General features: G+C 48.3%; 22 protein-coding genes. 11 read left to right on the forward strand and 11 right to left on the reverse strand.

All coding sequences use genetic code 11. The features are described 5' to 3' along the window. The first annotated feature begins 152 nt into the window (after positions 1–152). Together ACQY6I_RS10655 and ACQY6I_RS10660 are read left to right on the forward strand one after the other, a co-directional pair. Complete coding sequence (locus ACQY6I_RS10655; RefSeq protein ID WP_428241471.1) at positions 153–524, forward strand: DUF4404 family protein; 372 nt, start codon at positions 153–155, stop codon at positions 522–524. 448 nt (positions 525–972) lie between these two features. Further along, positions 973–1,401, forward strand: coding sequence for a hypothetical protein (locus tag ACQY6I_RS10660; protein ID WP_428241472.1), 429 nt, complete (start codon positions 973–975; stop codon positions 1,399–1,401). Between the two features lie 157 nt (positions 1,402–1,558). Here the strand turns inward: ACQY6I_RS10660 and ACQY6I_RS10665 are convergent, their stop codons facing one another. The 4 genes from ACQY6I_RS10665 to ACQY6I_RS10680 are packed head-to-tail and all read right to left on the reverse strand — an operon-like array spanning position 1,559 to position 6,760. Next, positions 1,559–2,788 carry a rhodanese-like domain-containing protein gene (locus ACQY6I_RS10665; RefSeq protein ID WP_428241473.1) on the reverse strand — a complete coding sequence of 410 codons (1,230 nt, stop codon included), beginning with the start codon at positions 2,786–2,788 and terminating at the stop codon, positions 1,559–1,561. Then, on the reverse strand, positions 2,785–3,345 hold the full coding sequence (locus ACQY6I_RS10670; RefSeq protein WP_428241474.1) for a YeeE/YedE thiosulfate transporter family protein: 561 nt from the start codon (positions 3,343–3,345) through the stop codon (positions 2,785–2,787). The genes ACQY6I_RS10665 and ACQY6I_RS10670 overlap by 4 nt, the downstream gene beginning before the upstream one ends. Beyond that, positions 3,342–5,300 (reverse strand): cytochrome b/b6 domain-containing protein, encoded by a 1,959-nt coding sequence (locus tag ACQY6I_RS10675; protein WP_428241475.1) that lies wholly within the window; start codon positions 5,298–5,300, stop codon positions 3,342–3,344. The genes ACQY6I_RS10670 and ACQY6I_RS10675 overlap by 4 nt, the downstream gene beginning before the upstream one ends. Beyond that, on the reverse strand, positions 5,297–6,760 hold the full coding sequence (locus ACQY6I_RS10680) for a tetrathionate reductase family octaheme c-type cytochrome (protein ID WP_428241476.1): 1,464 nt from the start codon (positions 6,758–6,760) through the stop codon (positions 5,297–5,299). Before ACQY6I_RS10680 ends, ACQY6I_RS10675 begins: the two co-directional genes overlap by 4 nt. 666 nt (positions 6,761–7,426) lie before the next feature. Between ACQY6I_RS10680 and ACQY6I_RS10685 the strand changes: the two genes are divergently transcribed. Continuing rightward, on the forward strand, positions 7,427–7,987 hold the full coding sequence (locus ACQY6I_RS10685) for a DUF4879 domain-containing protein (protein WP_428241477.1): 561 nt from the start codon (positions 7,427–7,429) through the stop codon (positions 7,985–7,987). A gap of 90 nt (positions 7,988–8,077) precedes the next feature. On the opposite strand, the gene ACQY6I_RS10690 is transcribed toward ACQY6I_RS10685, so the two are convergent. Then, on the reverse strand, positions 8,078–8,527 hold the full coding sequence (locus tag ACQY6I_RS10690; protein ID WP_428241478.1) for a hypothetical protein: 450 nt from the start codon (positions 8,525–8,527) through the stop codon (positions 8,078–8,080). 160 nt (positions 8,528–8,687) lie between these two features. Further along, positions 8,688–9,119, reverse strand: coding sequence for an Lrp/AsnC family transcriptional regulator (locus tag ACQY6I_RS10695; RefSeq protein WP_428241479.1), 432 nt, complete (start codon positions 9,117–9,119; stop codon positions 8,688–8,690). A gap of 111 nt (positions 9,120–9,230) precedes the next feature. On the opposite strand from ACQY6I_RS10695, the gene yjeH reads away from it, so the two are divergent. Next, complete coding sequence (yjeH, locus tag ACQY6I_RS10700; protein ID WP_428241480.1) at positions 9,231–10,472, forward strand: L-methionine/branched-chain amino acid transporter; 1,242 nt, start codon at positions 9,231–9,233, stop codon at positions 10,470–10,472. Positions 10,473–10,618: 146 nt separating this feature from the next. Here the strand turns inward: yjeH and ACQY6I_RS10705 are convergent, their stop codons facing one another. Next, entirely contained in the window at positions 10,619–11,383 is a 765-nt protein-coding gene (locus tag ACQY6I_RS10705) for a DUF6597 domain-containing transcriptional factor (protein WP_428241481.1), read from the reverse strand. Positions 11,384–11,486: 103 nt separating this feature from the next. On the opposite strand from ACQY6I_RS10705, the gene ACQY6I_RS10710 reads away from it, so the two are divergent. Next, positions 11,487–11,870: a DUF3224 domain-containing protein gene (locus ACQY6I_RS10710; RefSeq protein ID WP_428241482.1), complete on the forward strand. Its 384-nt coding sequence runs from the start codon at positions 11,487–11,489 to the stop codon at positions 11,868–11,870. Here the strand turns inward: ACQY6I_RS10710 and ACQY6I_RS10715 are convergent, their stop codons facing one another. From ACQY6I_RS10715 to ACQY6I_RS10730, 4 genes are all read right to left on the reverse strand, one after another. Further along, positions 11,871–12,656, reverse strand: coding sequence for an aminoglycoside phosphotransferase family protein (locus ACQY6I_RS10715; RefSeq protein ID WP_428241483.1), 786 nt, complete (start codon positions 12,654–12,656; stop codon positions 11,871–11,873). Between the two features lie 167 nt (positions 12,657–12,823). Beyond that, positions 12,824–14,440, reverse strand: coding sequence for a TRAP transporter large permease (locus tag ACQY6I_RS10720; protein WP_428241484.1), 1,617 nt, complete (start codon positions 14,438–14,440; stop codon positions 12,824–12,826). Between the two features lie 4 nt (positions 14,441–14,444). Next, a complete protein-coding gene (locus tag ACQY6I_RS10725; protein WP_428241554.1) occupies positions 14,445–15,122 on the reverse strand; it encodes a TRAP transporter small permease in 678 nt (225 codons plus the stop codon). Between the two features lie 114 nt (positions 15,123–15,236). After that, positions 15,237–16,232 carry a TRAP transporter substrate-binding protein gene (locus ACQY6I_RS10730; protein ID WP_428241485.1) on the reverse strand — a complete coding sequence of 332 codons (996 nt, stop codon included), beginning with the start codon at positions 16,230–16,232 and terminating at the stop codon, positions 15,237–15,239. A 280-nt stretch (positions 16,233–16,512) separates the two neighbouring features. Here ACQY6I_RS10730 and ACQY6I_RS10735 point away from each other — a divergent pair, with 280 nt between their 5' ends. From ACQY6I_RS10735 to ACQY6I_RS10760, 6 genes are all read left to right on the forward strand, one after another. Continuing rightward, a complete protein-coding gene (locus ACQY6I_RS10735; RefSeq protein ID WP_428241486.1) occupies positions 16,513–17,397 on the forward strand; it encodes an aspartoacylase in 885 nt (294 codons plus the stop codon). A gap of 60 nt (positions 17,398–17,457) precedes the next feature. Next, complete coding sequence (locus tag ACQY6I_RS10740) at positions 17,458–18,159, forward strand: glycine-rich domain-containing protein (protein WP_428241487.1); 702 nt, start codon at positions 17,458–17,460, stop codon at positions 18,157–18,159. A 162-nt stretch (positions 18,160–18,321) separates the two neighbouring features. Next, a complete protein-coding gene (locus tag ACQY6I_RS10745; RefSeq protein ID WP_428241488.1) occupies positions 18,322–19,254 on the forward strand; it encodes a glycoside hydrolase family 16 protein in 933 nt (310 codons plus the stop codon). Between the two features lie 29 nt (positions 19,255–19,283). Then, entirely contained in the window at positions 19,284–19,658 is a 375-nt protein-coding gene (locus ACQY6I_RS10750; protein WP_428241489.1) for a hypothetical protein, read from the forward strand. Positions 19,659–19,766: 108 nt separating this feature from the next. Continuing rightward, the gene (locus tag ACQY6I_RS10755) at positions 19,767–20,387 is read left to right on the forward strand and encodes a hypothetical protein (protein WP_428241490.1); all 621 of its coding nucleotides are present in this window, start codon (positions 19,767–19,769) and stop codon (positions 20,385–20,387) included. Further along, a complete protein-coding gene (locus ACQY6I_RS10760; RefSeq protein ID WP_428241491.1) occupies positions 20,371–22,593 on the forward strand; it encodes a hypothetical protein in 2,223 nt (740 codons plus the stop codon). Before ACQY6I_RS10755 ends, ACQY6I_RS10760 begins: the two co-directional genes overlap by 17 nt. Positions 22,594–22,629: the final 36 nt, after the last annotated feature.

The raw sequence follows: 22,629 nt of genomic DNA on the forward strand, positions 1-22,629 counted from the left end.
ACTGAATTATAGCCAAGCATGGCACTCGGAATAACACAGGTTTTCACGATTCATCACAATGCCTACTGGAAACCACCTGCACAACAGGCGCGGGTACCACAGACCCATTTTGCATAATATGTTGAAACAATTCGAAAAACTGCGGAAAAGCCATGTGGTTCAGGCTCTGGCGACTGGCAGAATTTATCGTGACCAGCGACACTTATAGTGCAGCGTTTGATGCTATTCTGTGGACAGCACAACAACATAACGATAATCAGGAGCAAGCCATGAGCGAGAATCAACTGATCAGCCTGTACGAAAAGCTCAGAGACACCGTTGGCAATGACGAAATCAGTGAGCAGCAAAAATATCTGATGGATAAGGTGGAATATCATATTCACAACCAGGAAGAGCCGGATCCTGATGAACCCGGAATCATCGATATTCTGGAAATGCTGATCACAGAACTTGAGGCCGATCATCCGAAAGCGACACTGGTCGTTAAAAAACTACTGGACACATTATCTGGCATGGGTATCTGATCTGTTTGTCAGACATGAACACATCTTCACCGTGACTTTGAAAAAAGTTCGGTGATCATGTCTCGCAGTTATATTTTTTATTTCAACTTCATCACGCGTTATTCCAAATCGTATTTATCAATCCTGAATATTATTGTCAGTAAAACGTCAAACACTTATTCAAGTGTAAATTCGCAATTCATTCAGTGCATAGACATTGAAAAAACCAAAACCATCCCACACTCACTCGTGTTTCGATACATATCTTTGGAAAATGAATCGCTCACAGAGCACTAACGCAGTTAGTTAATTTTGTTTGAATATGTCGTACAAAAATTATGTAGCGAGCTTTGTCATAAATGTGTCAGTAATGACGATAACCTTTACCTGCGTTTACACTATTTCGTCTACATTAAAACAGTTCAGGATCGTCTAATGGGCACATTGACGAAACACGAGGAATTTAAAAATGAAAGCACTCAAATCAGTAATGGTATCCGGCGCAGTTGTACTTGGCTTAAGCGGTTTTGCAACAGCAGGCAGCCTGAATGTTCCAGTTTCCTGGGACCATGCCCAAGGGCGTGCACAGGACTTCTATTACGTGCTCAGCATGACGGATCAAAACGGCATAACTGATACCTATACATTAACACCTACAGCAGGTTCTGACTCTGTTACTGTCAAAGATATTCCTGCTGGTGAATACACTGTTAACAGCTGGGCATACAGGGTATATCCAGGACTGGGTAACAAGGTAAAACGTTTGGATTACGGCCCACAGGCACTGTCAGGAACCGTGAAAATTTCTGACACTGGCAGCACCGTGTTTTCTAAAACACTGAATATTGGCCGTTACTACGATGAAGGCAAATTCGTAACCGAAGCGTCTTTCATATAACAGTCACTGATATCCATGGCCTTCCGCAATGCGATTCCTGTGGGCAGGCCATGATGGAAAAACATTTTTTACTGCCCGTTACCTGAAAATCTCGGGCAGGCATTTCAAATTAAGCGACCAAAGAGCGAGTTAGGGGGATCAATCCCCCCTTTTTTTGTCAGCCACATCCACCCCCGGTCGGCGCTCTTTTCAGCTCCAGTTTCACCTTGGCATCAAAAGTCTTTTCATAGGCTTCAGGATTAGGGCTGGCCATAGGATATTGATCTCCCAAAGCTTGGGCAAAACGAAATCCCAACTGATCACTTCGAATTTCAGTTACTCTGGCTTCGCGTAGAAAATCATTATCGGCAAACTGTTCTATCCACAGATTAATACCACCTTCGAGTACATAAAGACTCGGCACACTGGCACCACGAAGCTGTTTCCATACATCCGTCGCCAATTGCTCATCGTTACCCATTAGAATGAAGACCGTATTGGCCGGCTCAGCGATTAAAGTTTGCGCCAGCTTCTCCAGTTCACCGGGGTTCACCCTCTGGGCATCACGGATATGAAAATAGTTGAAGTCAGATTGCGAACGAATATCGAGCAGCTTCACCACAATCTGGCGATCATTCTGCAAGTGCAATACCTCCACGGGCGAAGCATAAATCTGACGCTGATCGATACGTGGCTGCTCTATTGCAGCCATGCTGTTCCAACGGCGCTGAAAATCCGGCTGTCCAATCGCTGCGGTTATACCCGCCAGCAAAACCAACACACTGGCTGCAGCTGCACGCCAGTTGAGTCTGGGCATGGTTATTCCGGATGACCGGCCTTCCACCCATTCAGCCCCCCACAGCAACAACAGCGCCGCAACCACGACGATTAACACCACACTGCCATAACTCATATGAAATAATTCTGGCAGAGTAAAACGCCCCATGTAACTGGAGTTAAAGAAGACATTATAGAAATCAACTGTCTCACCAAAGACGAAGATTCCAAATAACACCCCCAGAACAAAAAACAATCCATCCAGTTTCAATGTTGCCAATGCCACCAACGAGGTACCCGGACAAAAGCCCCCTATAATAAAACCGCCCCCCATGATCAGGCCACCTAGAATTCCTGGCCATAAGTAGGTTGGATTCACCCAGATAAGACGATAGTCCAGCCACCCTAAAGCTGTTGCCAGAAAAATAAGCACCATGGCAACAATAATGGCCGTGAACATCACTTTAAACACCGTGAGCTCTTTAAAATAGAACTGTGCCGCCAGCTTACGGGAGTTGCCGAAACCAGCGCTTTCCAACACAAACCCAAAACCGAAACCAAGCAGTATGTAGATCAGATAAGCAACTCCAGCACCGTATTCGGCCACGAGATTCAGAGGAAAAACGGTCATGATTGTTCACCTCCGGGATTCCAGGCTTTGCGGAATGTCCAGGCAAACAGATACGCACCGGCAAACACAGCAAACATGAAGGCCCAGCTGCCAACGGACAAAACCGCACCACCACTCAGTGCCTGCCCGGAGGTACAGCCGCGCGCCAGCCGGGCACCGTAGCCCATTAATGCCCCGCCCACAAATGCCAGCGCCCAGCGGGTTTTCGGAGTAATCTGCGGCCCTTTATTGGTTTCCAATCGGACTCTTCCACGCAACCAGCCGGACACAAAGCCGCCGATAAGCGCACCGATCACCATAAACACCACCCAGTTAGTCAACGGGTTCAGATCACCACCCGCCATATGTAACAGAAATGGGGTGTTATCCACGTGGTCCGGAAACAGGGCATCCTGCACCCAGACCACCAGTCGATTTAAGCCACCAGAGGCACCCAGGCCGTTACCGCTGATCAGAAAGGCCAGAAACAGCACCACTCCCAGCAGAATACCGGCGGCATAAGGATTCCAGTATGGCTTGCCGCTGCTCGGTGCAACGGGATAGATAGAACGCTTCATGATGTATGCTCCTCTGTCACTTCCACCTCTTCCCAGCCTTCGACCATGGCTTTCATGCCGGATGTAAGCTTTGGACCGGAAGTGGTGGTGAGATAAATATGCATGACCAGAAAGGCGACAAATGCCCAGGCCAGGAAGGTATGCGCCGGTCCGAGCCAGACCAGTCCACCGAATGTCATGGCCAGTTCCGGCCACCGTTGTGCACCCCAGATCAATAGGCCGGTCAGCATCTGCGCCGGCAACAATGCATTCAAAAGGCCGAAATAAGCGATTTTTTGCAACGGATTCAACTTTTGGTCCGGGGTTTTCTCAAACGGGTGTGGAGCGCCTTTGAAAATGCCACTGGTATAAAAACGAATCTGTTCAAACATGCGCACAAACAGATCTGCCGGCATCGGTATAAACTGTCGGATCTCACCACTGGCCAGGTGATAGAACAGCGCCAATACGGCATTCACAAGCAGAATGAAACCAAGCACATTGTGAATCTGGACCATGTAGGGGAAGCTGATCCAGGCAAATAAATAGGGCTTATGGATCACCGCACCGGTCATCAGTAGTAGCAAAATCGCCGCCGCCTGCAACCAATGCCAGAGTCGTTCATAACGACTGTACATGTACACCCGCCGACGAGATTCATGATGTGCACCGAGACGCCGCCAGGCCAAATAACGCCCCAAACCATGGGCAAAAACACCGGCAACCGTAGCCACCAGCAATGCCAATCCAAGCCAGTCGGCCACCGGTACCGCATTACTGCCAAGCAGATAAATACCCGCAGTGGTCAGATCCGGAACGGCGCCGGCAATCACAAACCCAACAGGCAGTGTCAGGTTGACCGGGGCCTGGGCAATAGGTTGCAGCAATTTGGATTGATCGGCGTCAGAATGACAGTCCTGACAGGCACGCACCGCCGTTTGTGTATTGACGTTGTGATGAATGGCTTTGGCAATGGTATGCGTAGCGCCGTTTTCAGTGACCGCAATGAGATTGAAAGGCGCCAGCCGTCCATGTTCATCCGGCAACAACCAGGCTTGATAGCCGGTCACCAACCCTGCCGTTATACCACGCCACTGAAGTTCGGCAGGGTCTCTGTCCAGATTCACCGCAGCCAGTGCTGGCCCGGCAATCCAACTGCTGTGACAGCTTTCGCAACTGAGCCGACTGAAATGTTGGTCCTGATACGGCAACCACTGATGGCTTTGGCCGGCATCATGACATTCTCGACATGGCAGGGCTGCGGTAAAACTATGATCGGGCTGCTTCAAAAAGTCATGAGCAGACAACCCACGCGGATCATATTTGACGGTCTTGCTGTCGGCCGACAGTCCCTGGGGTGCTGTGGGATTGTTGGCCGCCGCATGACAATCAGCACAACTTAATACCCGCTCGGCATGGATATCAAAACTGAAGTTTAGAGTCTGTTTGTCGGCGATATTAAGCGCTGACCGGTTGATACGTTGGGCAACGTACATTTCCCCAGTAAACGCAGCATGGTTGTCCAGGTTCAATTCCGGTAGCACAAACGGTCTGGAAACATCCGTCTGAACTGCACTGTGACAACGCCCACAGGCTTCACTGGTAGGACTGCCGAGAGACAGATCCGCCGCTTTAACCATGCCCTCGGAATCGGCCAGAGTCCCCAACTGCTGCATCTGTTCGGGAGCATGACACAACAGACATTGAGTCTCTGTACGCTCAGGCACTTCTGGATGAGCCCCCAACCGCCAGGCAAAACGCTGCTGTTCGGTCATTTTGAGGACATGTGGCCGATCCATGGTGTGATGAATAAAGGACTGGTCATGACATTGACCGCAACTTTGCGCCTGGGATACCGTTTCACCGGCCTGCCAGGGCTGACCATTATCACTGAGTAATGGAATATCCGGGTGAAAGGTATTGGCCTGTGACAAGGTTGCCAGCAACATCACAGTCATCATAACGATGCTTTTCATGGCTGCCCCTCCTGCTGTTCGTGACCTCGTCCCCCCCAGCGGATTGGATCGCCTGGGTAGCCCAGTGCCTGCCAGTCCATGCGGCCGACCTGATCGCTGGCATTTTCATTATGACAATCCCGACATTGCAGAGCATTGGCGGCCGGCTGCACCATGTGCGTCTGCGGCCAGTACATTAGCGTCTCAGTAAAACCATAATGACCGCTGTACGGCAGGCCGACGAGCTCTGATCCCTGGCGTAAGGCACTGTCCCAATCGAACGTGGTCCAATAGCCGGTTTCACCAACAGTTTTGGGCTGCAACAAATAGCGATAGTCGGTGTCGAATACCTGAATAGCATCATGTACCTTAAATGGGAAAATCTTCGCCACCGGATCATCAATACTGCCTTTGGGCAGGTTCATGTCCGTGGGTGCGGTCTCGTTGATTTTATCCCCAAGCAGATAGCGCTCTGCCGTACCGCTGTACCACAGATAGGTTGGACGCAGATTTGCCGTGTATTCAAACTCGCCTTTGATCTTCAGGTATTCATGGATGTTTTCTTCACGATTAGGATCTCCTGCCTTGCTCCAGTCCCAATGGGTTTTTGTGGCCACCCGGGTGGCCACTTCCGGAATATGACAGGTTTGGCAGGCAACTGTGTCGGTATGTTGGTTAATACGGTCATCCAAATGCAACTGGTTGTCATGGCAATCGGTGCAGGCTATCTGGTTTTTGTTATCCAGGCTGACACTGATGGAACGACCACTGATCTGATGATTCTGGGTCTGATGACAGTCAGCACAAACCATGTCGTACTTGCCCATATGCACATCCACATCCGGTGGCGGAAAATACAGACTGGAATCGAGATCACCGTGTTTTACAGCATCGCCACCGCCACCTTTAAAGTGACAACTACCACAGTTGGCACGGCTGGAATAACCAACACTCTGAGCCACGGAGACCAGATCCACAGCGGCGACCGGAATGCCGGCCGGACCTTTGACATAGGTACCGGTCTGCTCATGGCAGGCCAGGCAATCAATGTTATCACCGTTACTGAAATCAAAGTTCTGGTCTTCCCAGCCATAACCGGCATGGCAACTCGAGCAGCCTTTCCAGTTACCGGTGATACCGATACAAAAATTATTCAACAGGTTCTTTTTGCCACCCACTACGGGCTCATCCCGCCCTTCCACCATCACGGGCTCACTCTCCCAGGTCCAGTGCGAGGAATGCATCACCTGATCTCTGGCGTCTTCATGGCACTCAAGACAACGGGCAGTCACCTGCTGCGCGGTGGCAAACGGGCCGGTTATCAATGCAGAATGGTCCACATGCTCCTTGTGTTGTGGCAGAAACTCGCGGGCATCAGCGACCTTACGCCCGCCATCCGGTAAGAAAATCAATATCGGTACCGCCAGAATCACCACAATGAATACCGGCAGCCAAATCCACTGAAAAGGAGAACGAGCCATATATCAGCTCCTTTTTAAATTAGATTTTTCTAATTTAAAATATTTTGACAATCTAATATTGATTTCTGTCATGGTCAGGTACTTTTTTTCCGTGACAGGCTGTTCAATCGCACTCAATAGGCCAGATTGGGGGTGTTCAACATTTGGGATTCAGAGATGCAATAACCGTTTGTGCCAGACGAGTACTTTCTACTCGAAATACACTGGTCATTATTGGTTCAGGCTTTCATAATTATTTAGCCCAATAACGTTAAACTTAATCGCCGGTTCAGACAGACATCTGCACGATAGCCAAAACATATCAACCGCTCATCTTAACTGGTTAACATAAAAACAACATTCTTAAGACACCCCTCGCTAAGTAGCCCATATTCGGTTTTCCATTGCCAATGCCACCTCTGTACCTGATTTGATATCCGTCAATGACACTGTTTTATTTCCGATCCAAATATTTAAAAAAGCGTCAATTTCACCGAACACCACTCAATCAGTCTTTTACATAAACGATAAAATGACAGCGGACATTTTCGACCCACTCGTGCTTTAGAGTGAATTATCGAAAATAACGATTAAGAAAATTGAATTTCCATTCAGTCAATCGCAGTATTTATTCCTCTTTTGAGAGACTTTCCAGCAGTAACAACAATATCAATGTAGGATGCTAACATGAATAAAATCATCTTTTATATCATCGCCTTATCCGTACTTATATCAAGCCACAGTCTGGCCGCCGGCAGTACTCGCCTATTGGATGTACCGCTGATCGAAGACGCCAGAACCTTACAGCTTGCCGAGAGCATGAGCCCTTTCTGGCAATCGCTGAGTAACGGAGAACTGAGTTATGAACAACCAGACTCCAGCACGATGTCAACATTTGCCCCTGCTCCCCCCTTGACCTATCTGCAGGCTTATGCGGTGATTTCCACCGATTATCCAACTTGGGAATATTTCTCCCAGAGCCAGATATCCAGTGTCCAGAATCATGGTGGTGCCGAGATGTATATCGTGACAATCGAATACGGATATGGCCAAACCAGGATTGCCAAAATAAACGGCAGCATCCTCAGCCAGGTTCAAAGTCAGTATATTGTTAACAGTTCGAACGTGATCGTCGGGTGGTATCGATGGTGGGATGCAAGTGGTTACAACGGAGGTCAGTTTACCTATCAGAGTACTTCAATTAATTCGCCATGGAATACCATGTCAGACAGTATTTATATCAAATAAATACCGCAGCAGGCTTCTTCCAACCCAACGAATCCGATAAATCATCGGGTTCGTTATCTTTCCATCTTATATACAATGCGATATGGTCGGTTAACCGAGAGAATCCAGATAGTGCAGTAAATCCACCACTTGCCGGGTGGACTTAAGAGAATTTTCATCAGCTCCAAAACGTTGTTTCAGACTTAATTCATTTTCCCAGTCTGCGATCAGATTGCCGGGAGCATCGGCATTTCCAGTGACCCAGCCGTCCGGAACATTATCTGCTTTTCCCAGCTCTGGCTGAAACGATAAAAATGAATGTTGCTGAAAACTAATGACCCCGCTTTGATATAACTCATCACTTAAACTCACCGCATCGTTTGCAGAGATCTGAGTGAGATCATATCTCGACATAATTTCGGTCGCCTTACCCACCGTACTGATCGAAACGCTGTCTTGCTGACGACTGACCGGAACAACATTGCCGGGGCGATCGGCAATAGTTTTCACGGTTGAAACATTTTGTGGGTTATAACCTGACTGAACGGCGCTGATTGCCATGTTCCTGTCCTCTTGTGTTCAAGTGTATCGATCACGGAGCAAAGCAGGTGCCATAGGAAACACTTTCGGATCGTGCTTTATGTGGAGTCGACCAACGCCCGCCCCCTGGTCACCAGCAGAACACTTTGAAATGTGCCGCCGCTTAATCGGGTGATGAGTATTACGAATCATCCGGCTTGTACCACTCAGTCATCACAACATGCGTTTTGACTTTGGTAATGTGGGGACGTTGCTCAATGACACTCCGAATTTCGGTAATTCGCTCCATACTCGCCGCCCGACACAATACCAGCAGGTCCGTCTCCCCGCTGATACCATGACACTGCACGATTTCCGGGAACACTTTAATGAGCGGAATAACATCCGTGCATTTGAGAGCAGAGTGAAAGATTTCAAAAAAGGCAGATACTTGCTGATTCGCCGGCGGTTTCAACACCACCTGATAACCGCTGATCACACCGCTGTCTTCCATTTTTTTGATTCGTTCAGAAACCGATGAACGGGATAAGTTCACCCGTTCAGCAATTCTTGCCACCGGTTGGCGGGCATTTTCAATCAATTCCTGCAGAATCAGTTGATCAAATTTATCCAAGACGACATTTCCACGGCAAAAGCCCGCACTTTGACGGTCAACACCGACATTCTGTCACGCGTAGCTTGATTATGATGAGCACAAAGCTTAATCATTTCGGAGTGAATGTAAATGCAGCCATCAAGCACCGGTATCGGCCGCTGGCAGGGGATCGGTCTTCTGGTCACCACTATGCTGGGGACCGGCGTCTTCGTTCTGCCACAGCTAACCTTACAACAGGCCGGCTCACTGGCAATGTGGTCTTGGGGCCTACTGGTAATTGCCATGCTGCCAATTACTCGCGTGTTCGCAATACTGGGTCAGCACTATCCTCATGCTGGTGGGCCAGCTCAATTCGTCGAGCGGGCATTCTCCCCCCGTCAGGGACGAATCATTGGTCTGTTGTTTCTGTTGATTGTACCAATGGGTGCACCGGCCGCGATTGAGCTGACGATGGAATTCGTCAACCTGCTGGTACCGATCACGGCAGCCAACCGCCTTATGGTTGAATTACTATTGGTTGGCGGAATTCTGGTACTGAACTGGCGGGGTATTCGTGCTTCCGGAGTCTGGCAAACCGCACTGACATTAATCATTCTGACGATCGTGATAGCTCTGTTGATTTTTCATCATCCAGTCACTCGGGAACTTCCCATGAGCAGATCAACAGATCACTTAGGTGCCATGGTGAGCGCGTTTGGACTGGCCATGTGGAGTTTCATCGGCATCGAAACCATGACCCATCTGGTCAACGAATTTAAAAACCCTGATCGTGATTTTCAGGTTTCCATGATGACCGGTTTACTGCTGGTAGGGCTGATATACCTCGGTTGTACCTGGCTGCTATTGAGTGTGCCGGGCACTGCTGATCTGACTATGAGTGTGGTAATGGATGAGGTTTTTGGCTCTGGTGGACGCTGGATCATCGGCATCATCGGAACACTCAGTGGCCTGGCCACGGTGAATGTATATGTCGCCAGCATATCCCGGTTAATGTGGAACCTGAGCCAGCAAGGAGTTCTACCCGTGCAGTTATCACACCTCAACCGCCACAAAATTCCAGGTAATGCCTTGATTGCCCAGTCAGTAGTGATTGCCGTGGTATTGATGATGTCCGGCATCCTACAGTTTCACTATGATGTTTTAATCAGATGCACCAATGGCGTCATTGTCGTAATTTATCTGATGTCTATGATCTCAGCCTGGCGGTTATTATCCAGACATCGCCTGCTGGTGCTGACCGGTGGACTGGTCTGCCTGCTGTTTGCGTGGTCACTGGGTATATACATGCTTTATGCCTTGTTATTCTGGGGGGCGTTGCAACTATTCGGTCTTCGCATAGATCGACAGGCTGTACGACTGAAGGGTAGTTAACCGTTATTTTGTGAATATTATCAACCCGGCAATTGATTTGGCGGGGTTAATCATCTGATGCTGGGATGCATTTCCATTAGCTCAATATCAATGCGAGCCGATAAAATCATTCGGCGTTACCCTATCCGCCAGACCTTATGGCCAGATTAGTTTTGATGATAACTTGACGGTGTTTTACCAGTAATCTGTTTGAAATCACGAATACAGTGGGCCTGGTCAAAGTACCCCAACCGATGGGCTAGTTCTGTCCAGTCAGGAGCCGGATGATTAATCATTTCATTGGCGAGTTGTTGCAGGCGAAATACCCGTAACACCCATTTTGGTGACAGACCAACATACTTAAAAAACAACCGTTCCAATTGTCGTCTCGATACCTGAAAACGCGCACAGACCTGTTCCACCTTAAGCAGTTCGGTATCCTGCTCCATGGCAGCCACGATCGTATGTGCCCGTACGCCTTGCTGATCTTCACGATGCAGTGTCACCCATACGGAGTTTAATAACTCAGTAAACTTCCTAACCACCTGTTCGATATCCGGCTGACCATCCAACCGTGCTTCAAGTTCCTGACTATTGACAGACAACACGGTGCCAACATCCAACTGACTATCAGCAATTTCAGCCAGCGGACGTTTAATCCACGGATAAAACAATCCAGACTTGAAACGACAACCAATCGCCCTGCCCTGACCCATCAAGATTTTTCTGAAATGTCCTTTGATCGGACCAAACAAAGCTGTGTGACCCTGCTCATACACCATGTGCACACATGGGTGTGGGAAGTTTTCTGATACAAAAGATTCCCCTGCCGGTAACTGCCATTCAACCACCCAAAAATAATCCACAGACTCTGCCAGACTATCTGCCGGTGATAGTCGTTGAAGAGTGAATGGCCGATCTGATCGACTCAATAAACCGCTGGGAGGAGACTGTTGCATTTGTCGTGTTTTTACAATCGGTGGAAGTCCCACCAGCCTACTCTATCTGTGTCAACCAAAACAGAGGAGGTACAACATGAGCGAAGTTCTGCACTGCCACTTCAATGTCATCGACTGGCAGGAAAACAAAATATTTCAGACCGAGGATGACTGTCGTCTGGCTAGAGTGGACGCCAGCTACTGTTACAACAAGGGCATCAAGGGCAACAGCCGGCTCTATATGGAGTTAATTTACGTCTCTGATGGGGATGCACACTTTACTGGTCTTGAATACATTGATGCGGAGATAAACGGCAAACACGGTGGCCTCGTCTTTCGGCACCATGGCATCCACCACGCCAACGTTGCCAGCGGTTATTGTGAATTGATCATTGCCAATGGTGAACTGTCAGGACTGCATGGAACGGCACGTTATGAAGCCAGTTCTCAGGCCGTCGATCTGGAATTGACCCTGACTTGATCAGGCTTCTGACCTCGTCGACAAATTCATCAGCATGGTTATGATCTGATGCTCATGGTTATTAAGATAATCAATATCATTGAGATAACCGAGGTGGTGCCCGCAATCAAGATTATCCTGAAACTGCGGGTCTCCCTGTTCGGCTTGCGAAACCATAAATGCCACCAGCGCTTCAAGCCGTTTTACGATCGTCTTGACCAGTTGCGGATAAGCTGACGGCGACAGTCCGTATACACGACAAAACAATCCAGCCCGTTCAATCTGTTGGTCCAGTGAGCCAAGCGCATCCACCGGATCCGTTTTAAATGGAGCCCAGCAATATACCGCATACGCAATATCCCAGATAACCGGTCCGGGATGAGCCGCATCAAAGTCAAACACTCCAACCACATTATTATCCGACAAAGCTACATTATAAGGTGCAAAATCGCCGTGGCAGATCACTTCTTCCGGGTGCTGCTCCGGCAACATCCAGGTCAACTTGTACTCTCTGTGCGCTGCGAGAAAATCCTTTGAACAGTCGTGAAATGCACGCAGCAACCGGGCAGCCGAAATCAGTGCAGTTTCCGTGGCAACCGCACCGATCAGTGGATAATTGAAAGTATCACCATGGACCAGACTGAGTATTTCATATTCATCGTCAAGAACCAGAGGTTCGGGACCGTTCCGGAAGCCCTGCCGACGAATATGTGCCAATAACAGATGAACAGTAGCCGACCAATCATTGGATGGCCGCTGCACTCGATCCGTACCGAGTATCTTAACTTTGTCATTCCTGCTCTTCATATTTCTCATTCGCCATATGTTTTGGCGTTGATACAATCATAAAGAGCCCGAAAGGGCAAAAAAGCGCAACCGGCCAATCATGACACCCTTCGGACACGACTGAAATAACTGCATATTGAAAGACCCGACCAGATCGATGGTCGGGTAGAAGAGATACCGGGATCAGATCAGTGAGTGACGATTTCCGGCCCCATGATCGAGTATGGCAGCAATGTCGACAACCAAGGAATATAAGTCACCAGAATCAGGAACAGCATGAGCACCAATACAAACGGCATGGCCGCCCGTACCACCTTCGCCAGACTCATTCCGGTAATTCCCGAGGTCACAAACAGATTCAATCCAATCGGTGGAGTAATCATGCCGATTTCCATGTTCACCACCATGATGATGCCCAAATGAATAGGATCCACTCCAAGCTGCATCGCGATTGGGAATACCACCGGAGCAACGATGACCAGCAAACCGGAAGGTTCCATGAACTGCCCGCCAATCAGCAGCAGGATATTGACAGCAATCAGGAAGGTAAACCAGTTGAAACCAACACCAAGCATCCATTCGGTCACCATTTGCGGAATGCGCTCAGCCGCCAGTGTATGTGCAAACAGCAATGCATTGGCAATAATAAACATCAACATGATAGTGGTTTTGGTGCCTTCCAACATGACCTGCCGGGTTTCTTTGCCAAATAACGCCGGAAAGAACTTACGTACAATCAGCAACAGGTTACGTCTCCAAACAGGCAAGCCCGACACCAAGCAATGACCGATGGAATCATTGATCCCCTGACTACGTTTGAAGACATAGAAAATACTAATTGCAATGGCGATGATTCCACCCCACAGAGCACGATCACCGGAACTGATGGTTTCGGAATCTGCCGTGGCAAAAAAGGACATGATCATCCAGACCAGAAAAAAGGACACGCCATAAACCGTACCGTTAAATCCGACACGGGCCGCTTGAGTATCACTTTCCAATGTCCAGGTGGTTTCCTTCAATGGGCCCATGTCGCGGTATACGAACAAAGCGATCAACATGGAATATACTGCCGCAACCACTGCCGCTTCCGTCGGAGTAAACACACCGCCATAAATTCCACCCATGATAATAACCACCAGGAACAAGCCCCAGCCAGCTTCCTTTCCACCACGAACCAACTCCTGAAAACCACGCCACGGCTCGGCTGGCAGATTCTTTTTCCGGGCAACAACATAAATGGCAATCATCAGCATCAAACCAGCCATCAGTCCGGGAATGACACCCGCCAGGAACATCCGTCCCACCGAAACCTCAGTAGATGCGGCATACACCACCATCACGATAGATGGCGGAATCAGAATTCCGAGAGTACCTGCATTGGCGATAATCCCCGAGGCAAATTCTTTCGAATAACCGACCTGTCGCATACCAGCAATGGCAATGGTACCGATGGCAACTACCGTAGCAGGGGAGGATCCGGACAAAGCCGCAAACATCATACAGGCCAGTACTGATGCCATTGCCAACCCACCACGAAAATGGCCGACACTGGCTATCGCAAAATTAATCAGTCGCTTTGCCACTCCACCGGTGGACATAAACGAAGAAGCCAGAATAAAAAACGGAATCGCCAATAAGGTGTAATGCTGACCTGCACCAAACAGTGAAATCGCAACAGAAGATAATGATTCGTGCGATACGAATGTAATGAACAAAATGGATGACAGGCCCAGTGCAATACCGACAGGAAGGCCGATGAACAATAGCGTCAATACCATAGCAAAAAGAATTAGTGCTTCCATAATATCAGTCCTTCAGTACGCCTTTGTTTTCTTCCACCAGGTCCTGTGCTTCGTGAGCACTGATCAGCATGCTGCGCTTGTTAAACAGAATGGCCAGAAAAGCCTGCCAGGAACGATAAACCAGCAGCGACAGTCCGATCGGTAAAATCACCAGCAATAACCAGCGCTGTACCCGCGGTTTGACATCAAACATCTGCTGAATGTATTCCGGATAACGCAATTCTTCGGCACCAATATTAATCTTGTACATTTTAGCCCAGTACTCAATGGCTCCACCCTTCACATCAACCCCCATGGCAGCAACCCAGGCGGAGTCTAGCAGAATGAGACCGTACATCATGGCAGCCAGTGCCCCCAATAAAGACAAAGCCTTTGCAGCGGGCCGGGGCACCCTGTTAAGGACAATATCGACACCCAAATGAATACCGGTCTTAATACCATAACTCATACCCAGCAAAATCAACCATGAAAAGGCGATCGTGTTAAATTCCAGCGCCGCCGACCAACCGGCATTAAATCCGTAACGGGCAATTACCTGACCAAAGGAAACACACATAATCGAAGAAATCACCAGTACCAGCAGGTTCTCCTCCAGCCTGGCCATAAAGTTGGGAAATAGTTTTTCCAGTCCCCACAACAACAGAATGAAAATCAATAAATAGATATGTGGCCAATACGCCATCATCACGTTTACCTCTAACAGCAGGAGAAGACCCTGACCCTGGGTATAGAACTAACGTCCGATGGCAATAGCCATCGGACAGGTCACATTGACATTACAGGATTGTTTAAATGATCACGCGCCAGCGGCTGCGTTAATCAGATTTTTACCGATGTCTTTTTCAAATTTCTTCCAGACAGGCTTCATAGCATCAACCCACTGCTGTCTCTGAGCATCGGTCAGAACATTAATTTTACCGCCCGCTTTCAGGATGTTTGCACGGTTGGTGGCTTCCGCTACTTTCACGTCCTGGTTCGCCTGCTGAGTCACTTCATCGGCAATCTGCAGGAATTTGGCACGGGTATCATCATCCAGACTATCCAGGAATTCAGTGGATGTCATGAACAGATAGGCTAATAACTGATGGTTGGTTTCAGTAATGCTGTCCTGAACTTCGAAGAATTTTTTGGTGTAAATGTTAGACCAGGTATTTTCCTGCCCATCGACAACACCAGTCTGCAACGCACCATATACTTCAGAAAACGCCATTGGCTGCGGTGATGCTCCCATTGCAGAGATCATAGCTTTGGCGACATCGGAAGTCTGAACCCGGAATTTCAAACCATTAGCATCGCTAGGTACGAGCAACGGCTTGTTGGCGGAAAAGTACTTCATACCGGACATCCAGTAACCCAATCCCACAAAACCAACATCTTCCATTTCATGGAGCAGTTGTTGCCCATCTTTGGTTTTGGTGAAACGAATTGCCTGATCCATATCCTTGAAAATAAATGGCAGATCAAACACGCCATATTTAGGGGTATAAGAACCAAACTTGGCCAGAGATGGCGCCAGTATCTGCACATCTCCCAATAACAGCGCTTCAAGCTCTTTACTATCACCAAACAACGTGGAGTTTGGATAAACCTCGACACACATTTTACCATCAAGTTCTTTGTTGATCCGTTCTGCAAACTTGTTCGAGGCAACCACTTTCGGGTGAGTCGTGCCGCCGGTTACATGACTCAACTTAGCGACGATTTCGCCACTGTCACAGCCATCAGAAGCACTCGCGAATGTTGCAGATACAGACACAGCCAAGGCAGACACTGCCATACAGAATTTATTCATTACATCTTCTCCAACCTGGTAGTTGTTATTTTTATTTAATCAGAAACAACTGATTTAATAGAGCGAGTGAATCACAATGCAGAATGGGTGCCAAATCATCATTTCCATGACTTAACCCAGCTATCCTGTCGTTTAGCAACGAAAACCGAAAAAGACTCTTCATTAATTTGGGTGAAAATCCACCCATTTATTAAAATAAATGTACCGAGAATCACCCAAATACTTTCAATCTGATTACGGTATGATTACCCAATCATTCCAAATGTTTCAGGAAACGGTTATGGACTCAATCAAATCTGTTGTCATTGTCGGCGGTACCCATGGTAATGAATTAACAGGTATCCATCTGCTCAGACGATGGGAACAAAAACCACAGGAAATTAATCGCGGCAGTTTTGTTACTGAAACACTACTCGCCAATCCCCGCGCCCATGCCATGAACTGTCGTTATATCGACCAGGACCTGAACCGCCAATTCGCTATCCAGGATCTAGCCAATCCAACGTTACCCGGCTATGAACAGAACCGGGCCAAAGCGATCAATCAGTTGATTGGCCCTAAACAGGATCCGGCTCGTGATTTTATTATTGATCTGCATACCACTACGGCTAACATGGGTATTACCATTGTGATCAACAGTCTGAACCCGATTGTCAGACGCGCTGCCGTACAGGTGCAGAAGACCGTGCCTAACGTAACGCTGTTTTATCAGGAAGTGGATCGTATGGAAGATAACTTCATGATTTCCATCGCTCGCATCGGTGGACTGATCATTGAAGTCGGTCCGGTCGCACAAGGCTGTCTGCGGGCGGATATCTTTGAAGCCAGCAGATTAGCCACCCATGCAGTTCTGGATTATCTGCATTTGACCAACATCGGCAAAGCGCCCGAGTTGCCTGAAACAGCCAGTGGATTCCAGTTTGTGAAGAAGGTCAAAATGCCTGAAGATGAACAGGGCAACCTCATCGGCATGATTCACCCCAATGTACAGGATAAGGATTTTCAGCCTCTGAATCCCGGTGACCCACTGTTTTTACTGCAAAACGGGGATACCGTGTTTTATCAGGATGAGCCCGGCTTATGTCCGGCGTTTGTTAACGAGGCCGCATACTACGACCAACACCATGGTCTGAGCCTTCTTAAGCGTATAGAGTTTGAAGTCTAAAAGTTATCCGGATGCCTGACTGGTGTTTCAGGCATCCTTCAATGAAGGAGATTTACCCATATGGAAATCAACATCATCATTCTATCTACGGTTATCGCCCTGCTGGTTTTCTGGTTCTTACGTCAGCGTAGAAGCAGCCGTCTTCAATATATCGAAAACTACCAGTTCCATCCCGGGCTGGAAAAAAAACTACGTAAGGTCTACCCCCACCTTAATAATGATCAGATAGAATTGGTATTCCGTGCTATGCGTGATTATTTTTACATTTGCCATCAGGCTAAACGCAAAATGGTGGCCATGCCTTCACAAGTAGTGGATGTACTCTGGCATGAATTTATTCTTACAACCCGGGCCTATGAACTGTTCTGTCAGAAGGCCTTCGGATATTTTCTACACCACACCCCCACAGAAGCGATGAATACCCCCGTTCACGCACAGGAAGGCATTAAGCGCACTTGGCGCCTGGCTTGTCATAAAGCCAGAATCAGACCGGATAAACCAAGCCGACTCCCACTATTGTTTGCAATAGATAGCCAGCTTCAGATTGACGATGGCTTTAAATATTCTCTGAACTGCAGTAATCCATTGTCTCCCAATTATGGCGTCGGCTTCTGTGCCGGCGACATCGGTTGTTCGTCAGGATGTGTAGGTGACTCGGGGAGTTCCTCTGGTCATGGTGGTTTCTTTGACAGTTTTGGTGATTCCGGCGGCAGTGGCTGCGGTAGCAGTTGCGGGGGTGGCTGTGGAGGCGGTGGCGACTGAGATCCAGTATTTGTTTCTGCATCATTGAATGAACAGCAAAATTATTTATCGAAGAAGTGCGAATGCATCGACCATGACTTATAGTCATGTATCAACATTATTCTGATGCGAAGCTTTTAATATTAACGGTTTCCGTTTCAACAAATTTTCACGCAGGTCATTATGTATCGACTCCATATCATTCTTTTTGCCATTATCAGTCTGTCAGGCTGCAAGACCGACGGTGGCTTTGACGAGCCCACCACTACAGACAAAGACGATGTCGTTGACGGGCCCATCACTACAGACAAACATGAAACCATTGTAAGAACTGACAATTTTGGTACGGATTCATCGCTCTGGGATTCCCGTATGCAGAAGGGTGCCAGCATAATTTTTGGTGACACCGACAGCCATGCGGAGGACGGTCATATCCTGTCACTGGTGTTTCCCGGCAATCCGTCCCTGGGAAGCACAGATCGCACCTCACCTGCATTTGCCACAGAAGTCTGGACTCAGCAGACCTTGCATTATGGCCGCTATGAAATGAACGTCCAGTTTGCCCAGTGTGCCAATGACGAGGAGGTTGTCAGCGGCATCTTCACCTATTACCACAATGGCGAAGACCTGAACCAAAACGGACTTGAGGACAATTCTGAAATAGATATCGAATATTTGTGCGGCGAGCCAAATCTACTGTGGTTGACCACCTGGACTGACGACGACAACAGTGGTTTTCGTAAAAAGACCCGTAGCATTAACATGAGTACCGGAGAAATGTATCAGACTCCCGATGGCGGTGAAGACAATTACGACACTGAATACGCCGGCAATCTGACAAGTATACGTTTGGCTGATTTTCCCGCAGCACAAACTTACTATCATCTCGGGTTCGAATGGTACGAAGATCATGTACGCTGGTTTATGGTTATGGATGACCAGGAAATCACACTCTGGGATATGACGGACCAAACTATGGTTCCGCAACATGCAGCAAACTTCATGCTAAACGTCTGGCACGCCGCAACACATTGGTCCACCGGCGAAGCTGGCAATTACCCGGACAATAACAGCACGCTGAAAGTTGACTGGTTCAATTATCAGCCGTTTGACTGAGCCTGATTGTCCTAACCGGAGCCGGGGCATTGACCCACTATGATGAATACCCTGAAATCAGGGAGGTCCAGCAGCAGCCAGACATGGTGACTCTGCAGATGTTTATACCGGCAACCCTAAGGTATCTCGCCAAAGCTGCAACTACGGTTACTACATTGCCAGGAATACTGCAATTACAGTGGGTCATCCACTATGCAAACATTTATTTTCCATTACATGAATGCAATGCCAACGTGGTTGAAACTCTGCACTATCTGACTGCCATACCGGCCGGTCAGACCATCTGGCTGACACTGGAACACAGGCCCACTAATCATATTCACTTCACATATCACCAGGGTGCCACGATTTTTTCATCCGGACAGTTGCGCTTTTCCGGCAATGTTAAGCTCAGCCTGGAATGAATGGGAACGGTCTGGCAAGATAGCCACCCTGCTGGCGTCATCAATACCAGCCAAAACACGATTGTCCTTACCAAACATGGTTTAGGAAGTACGAGGTACCTGTAAGAAATGCGCATCTGGCTGTCACTGATTATTTTGTTCCTGGCGTCACCGGCTTGGTCGGCAGCTGATTTCAGTGATTTCACTCCTATAGATCCTCAGGAGATCCCAGCAATAACGGACTTACAGGTCACCACAACGGGCAAGGGAAGGTTCACAGAAGCCAGAACAATTCCGGCGTTGAATAAACCAATACTGTCCAGCGGATATTTCATTTACCGACAACCGCAAGGGCTGTTATGGATTTCTGAACAACCGAGATCATCATCAACACTGGTCACTGAAACCGGTGTCTATGAGCTTCAGAACGATGGCGTTTATCAGATAATTCCTGCAGGTGAACAAATAGGGGCGTTATTGAAAGCCACAATATTCAACAACTGGACTCCGTTGAGTCGATATTTTGAAATGTTCTTTAAAGGTGACCGACAATCCTGGTGCGTAGGCCTGAAAACCAAATCCTCTCAGGCACAATCAGTGCTGGAAGCAGTGAAAATCTGCGGTGATATTCATCCTAAGGAAGTAACGTTATTTCAAGCCAGAGGAGCGTCAACCATCATCAACTTGACGTTTATATCGGACCAGCTCTCTGAACAGGATACGTTAAAACTTGATGCAGCGACTCAATAACTGGTGGCTTCAACCCCTTGTCAGCCTTATTTTGCTGGCGCTTCTTTGGGGAGTAAAGCCGTTAACTCTACAGACTGATCTGCTTTCTCTGCTGCCACAGGAGTATTCATCCACATTGCAGCAGGCCATGCAGGAAAACATTTCCCAGACCCAGGCCCGCACGATCAACCTGTTATTATTAGCCGATAACCTGGAGACCGTCAGTCAGGCTGCCAATGTACTTCAACAGTTTTTACGGGAGCTGGATTTGGCCGAACCCACCGAGGGATCGTTTGAACCCTGGGTTAACATGATTACCAGTCATCCCGGTGCATTTCTAACGCCTGAATACCTACAGGCACTGACCGCTCAGGACCCTGAACAAATTCATCTGCTATTTGAAACAGAGCTGAACCGTAACTTTTCTCCGTGGCTGGCCCGCAGCATCGATCAGGACAGCACGCTGGCCAGTGCTGCATTTTTGAACTCAGCCGCCAATGCATTTGATTTTCAGTCCAGAGCATGGCGACTCCGGCACGACCGACATGACTATGCAGCGTTATTTACATTGCAGCTGAAAACCAGCCTGGACACAGCTCAAGCCCAGCCGCTGATTGACGAGCTAGAGAATACCCTGGGGCAGCTTAAAACCCGATTTCCAGACATATCGATCTACAAATCCGGTTCCATCTTTCATGCATTGTTCACCACAGCCCAGGCCAAAAAAGAAATTTCTTTCTCCATTGGACTTTCATTACTGGCGATTACCATCCTGATTGTTGTGGTGTATCGCTCTGCCTGGCCGGCAGTTATCTCACTACTGGTGCTGACTAATGCTGTTTTGGCTAGCCTTTTGGGCTTATTGATATTCTTTCAACAAGTACACCTGCTCAGTCTGGTATTTGCTGTATCGCTGCTTGGAATCGCCGGAGATTATGGTTTCCATGCCATGAGTACTGCCCGTCACCACCGGCTTTGGCTGAATAGGATCAAGGCTCCTCTGATGCTTGGCCTGTTGACGACCATTATCGGTTATCTGACATTTCAATTTACGCCGATTGCACTACTGCATCAGGTTGGAATATTTATGATTACCGGCCTACTGGGTGCATTCCTAACGGTAACAGTCAGTGCCAAGCAGATCATTCAAAATATCCATCGCCGAACACCTGCCCATGAACGCCACCCGCTGTTACGCTCTCTGAACAATGCCGTCTATTCGTTCCGGTTATTGGTCAGTGTCTCCCTGATACTGATGCTTACAGCCGCTGCAGTATGGATGGGGCGTCCAGCATTTGACGATGACATGCAATTGCTTTATTCCAAATCCACTACGCTGGCCAACGAAGCAAAAATCATTCAGCACTGGCGTGAGAACTACAGCCATCAGTATGTCTTTATCGACTCTCCCGAAGCCGAACGCGCCAGCGAAGCTCTGGATCATTTTGTCAATACTCTTGAACATGACGGTATCCAGACGCTGTCGCTACAGCCATTACTGAGAAATACCCAACAGCAGCAGGAAGCAACAGCTTTAATGCTGGCCGCTAAAACAGCGGGTTTCCTGAACTTTATCCGTGACGACTACGGCCTTAAATTGCCGACATTCGAAGAAAAAGCAGCCTCTATTCAGGACCAGCTGGCGGCCCTGCCGGAATTATCCAGCAGCCTTTACGTCACCAACCATTCAGGTACAGGATTCAGTGTTCGTTTCAAGACCGACGACAATCTGCAGGAGATTAAACAGATCAGTAATCAACTGGGGCTGGTTTACGTCGATATTCCGGCTCAAATTTCAGCCAAGCTGGGTCAATATCGGCAGCACCTGCTAACCCTGACAGGGATATCCGTGTTATTGGTCGCTGTGATTTTGTGGCTTCGTTATGGTTATCGCCGGGTAGCCTGGACTCTAACCCCGATATTGCTGGCAATGGCGATTTCTTCCATCTGCACTGCTTTAATTTATGGAGAGCTGAACACTTTTCATTTGATTTCACAGTTACTGATTCTGGCACTGGGAATTGATTGTGTGGTTTTTTATGCAGACAAAGGACTCACGCACGAAGTTCAACAGTCGGTCCTGTTGTCGGCCGGATCCTCTGCTGCAGTGTTTACAATACTGGCCTGCAGCCATACCCCAGCCGTCGCCAGTTTCGGTCTCTCCATAGCCATTGGTCTGGCTGTCACCCTCGTACTTTCACCCATGGCAGCCTCCAAAGCAGAGTGATACTCTGATACTTCAAAGCTAAAGAATCCTATCCAT

The sequence above is a fragment of the Gynuella sp. genome (genome assembly GCF_050297175.1).
In the GTDB taxonomy this organism is placed as follows: Bacteria; Pseudomonadota; Gammaproteobacteria; order Pseudomonadales; family Natronospirillaceae; genus Gynuella.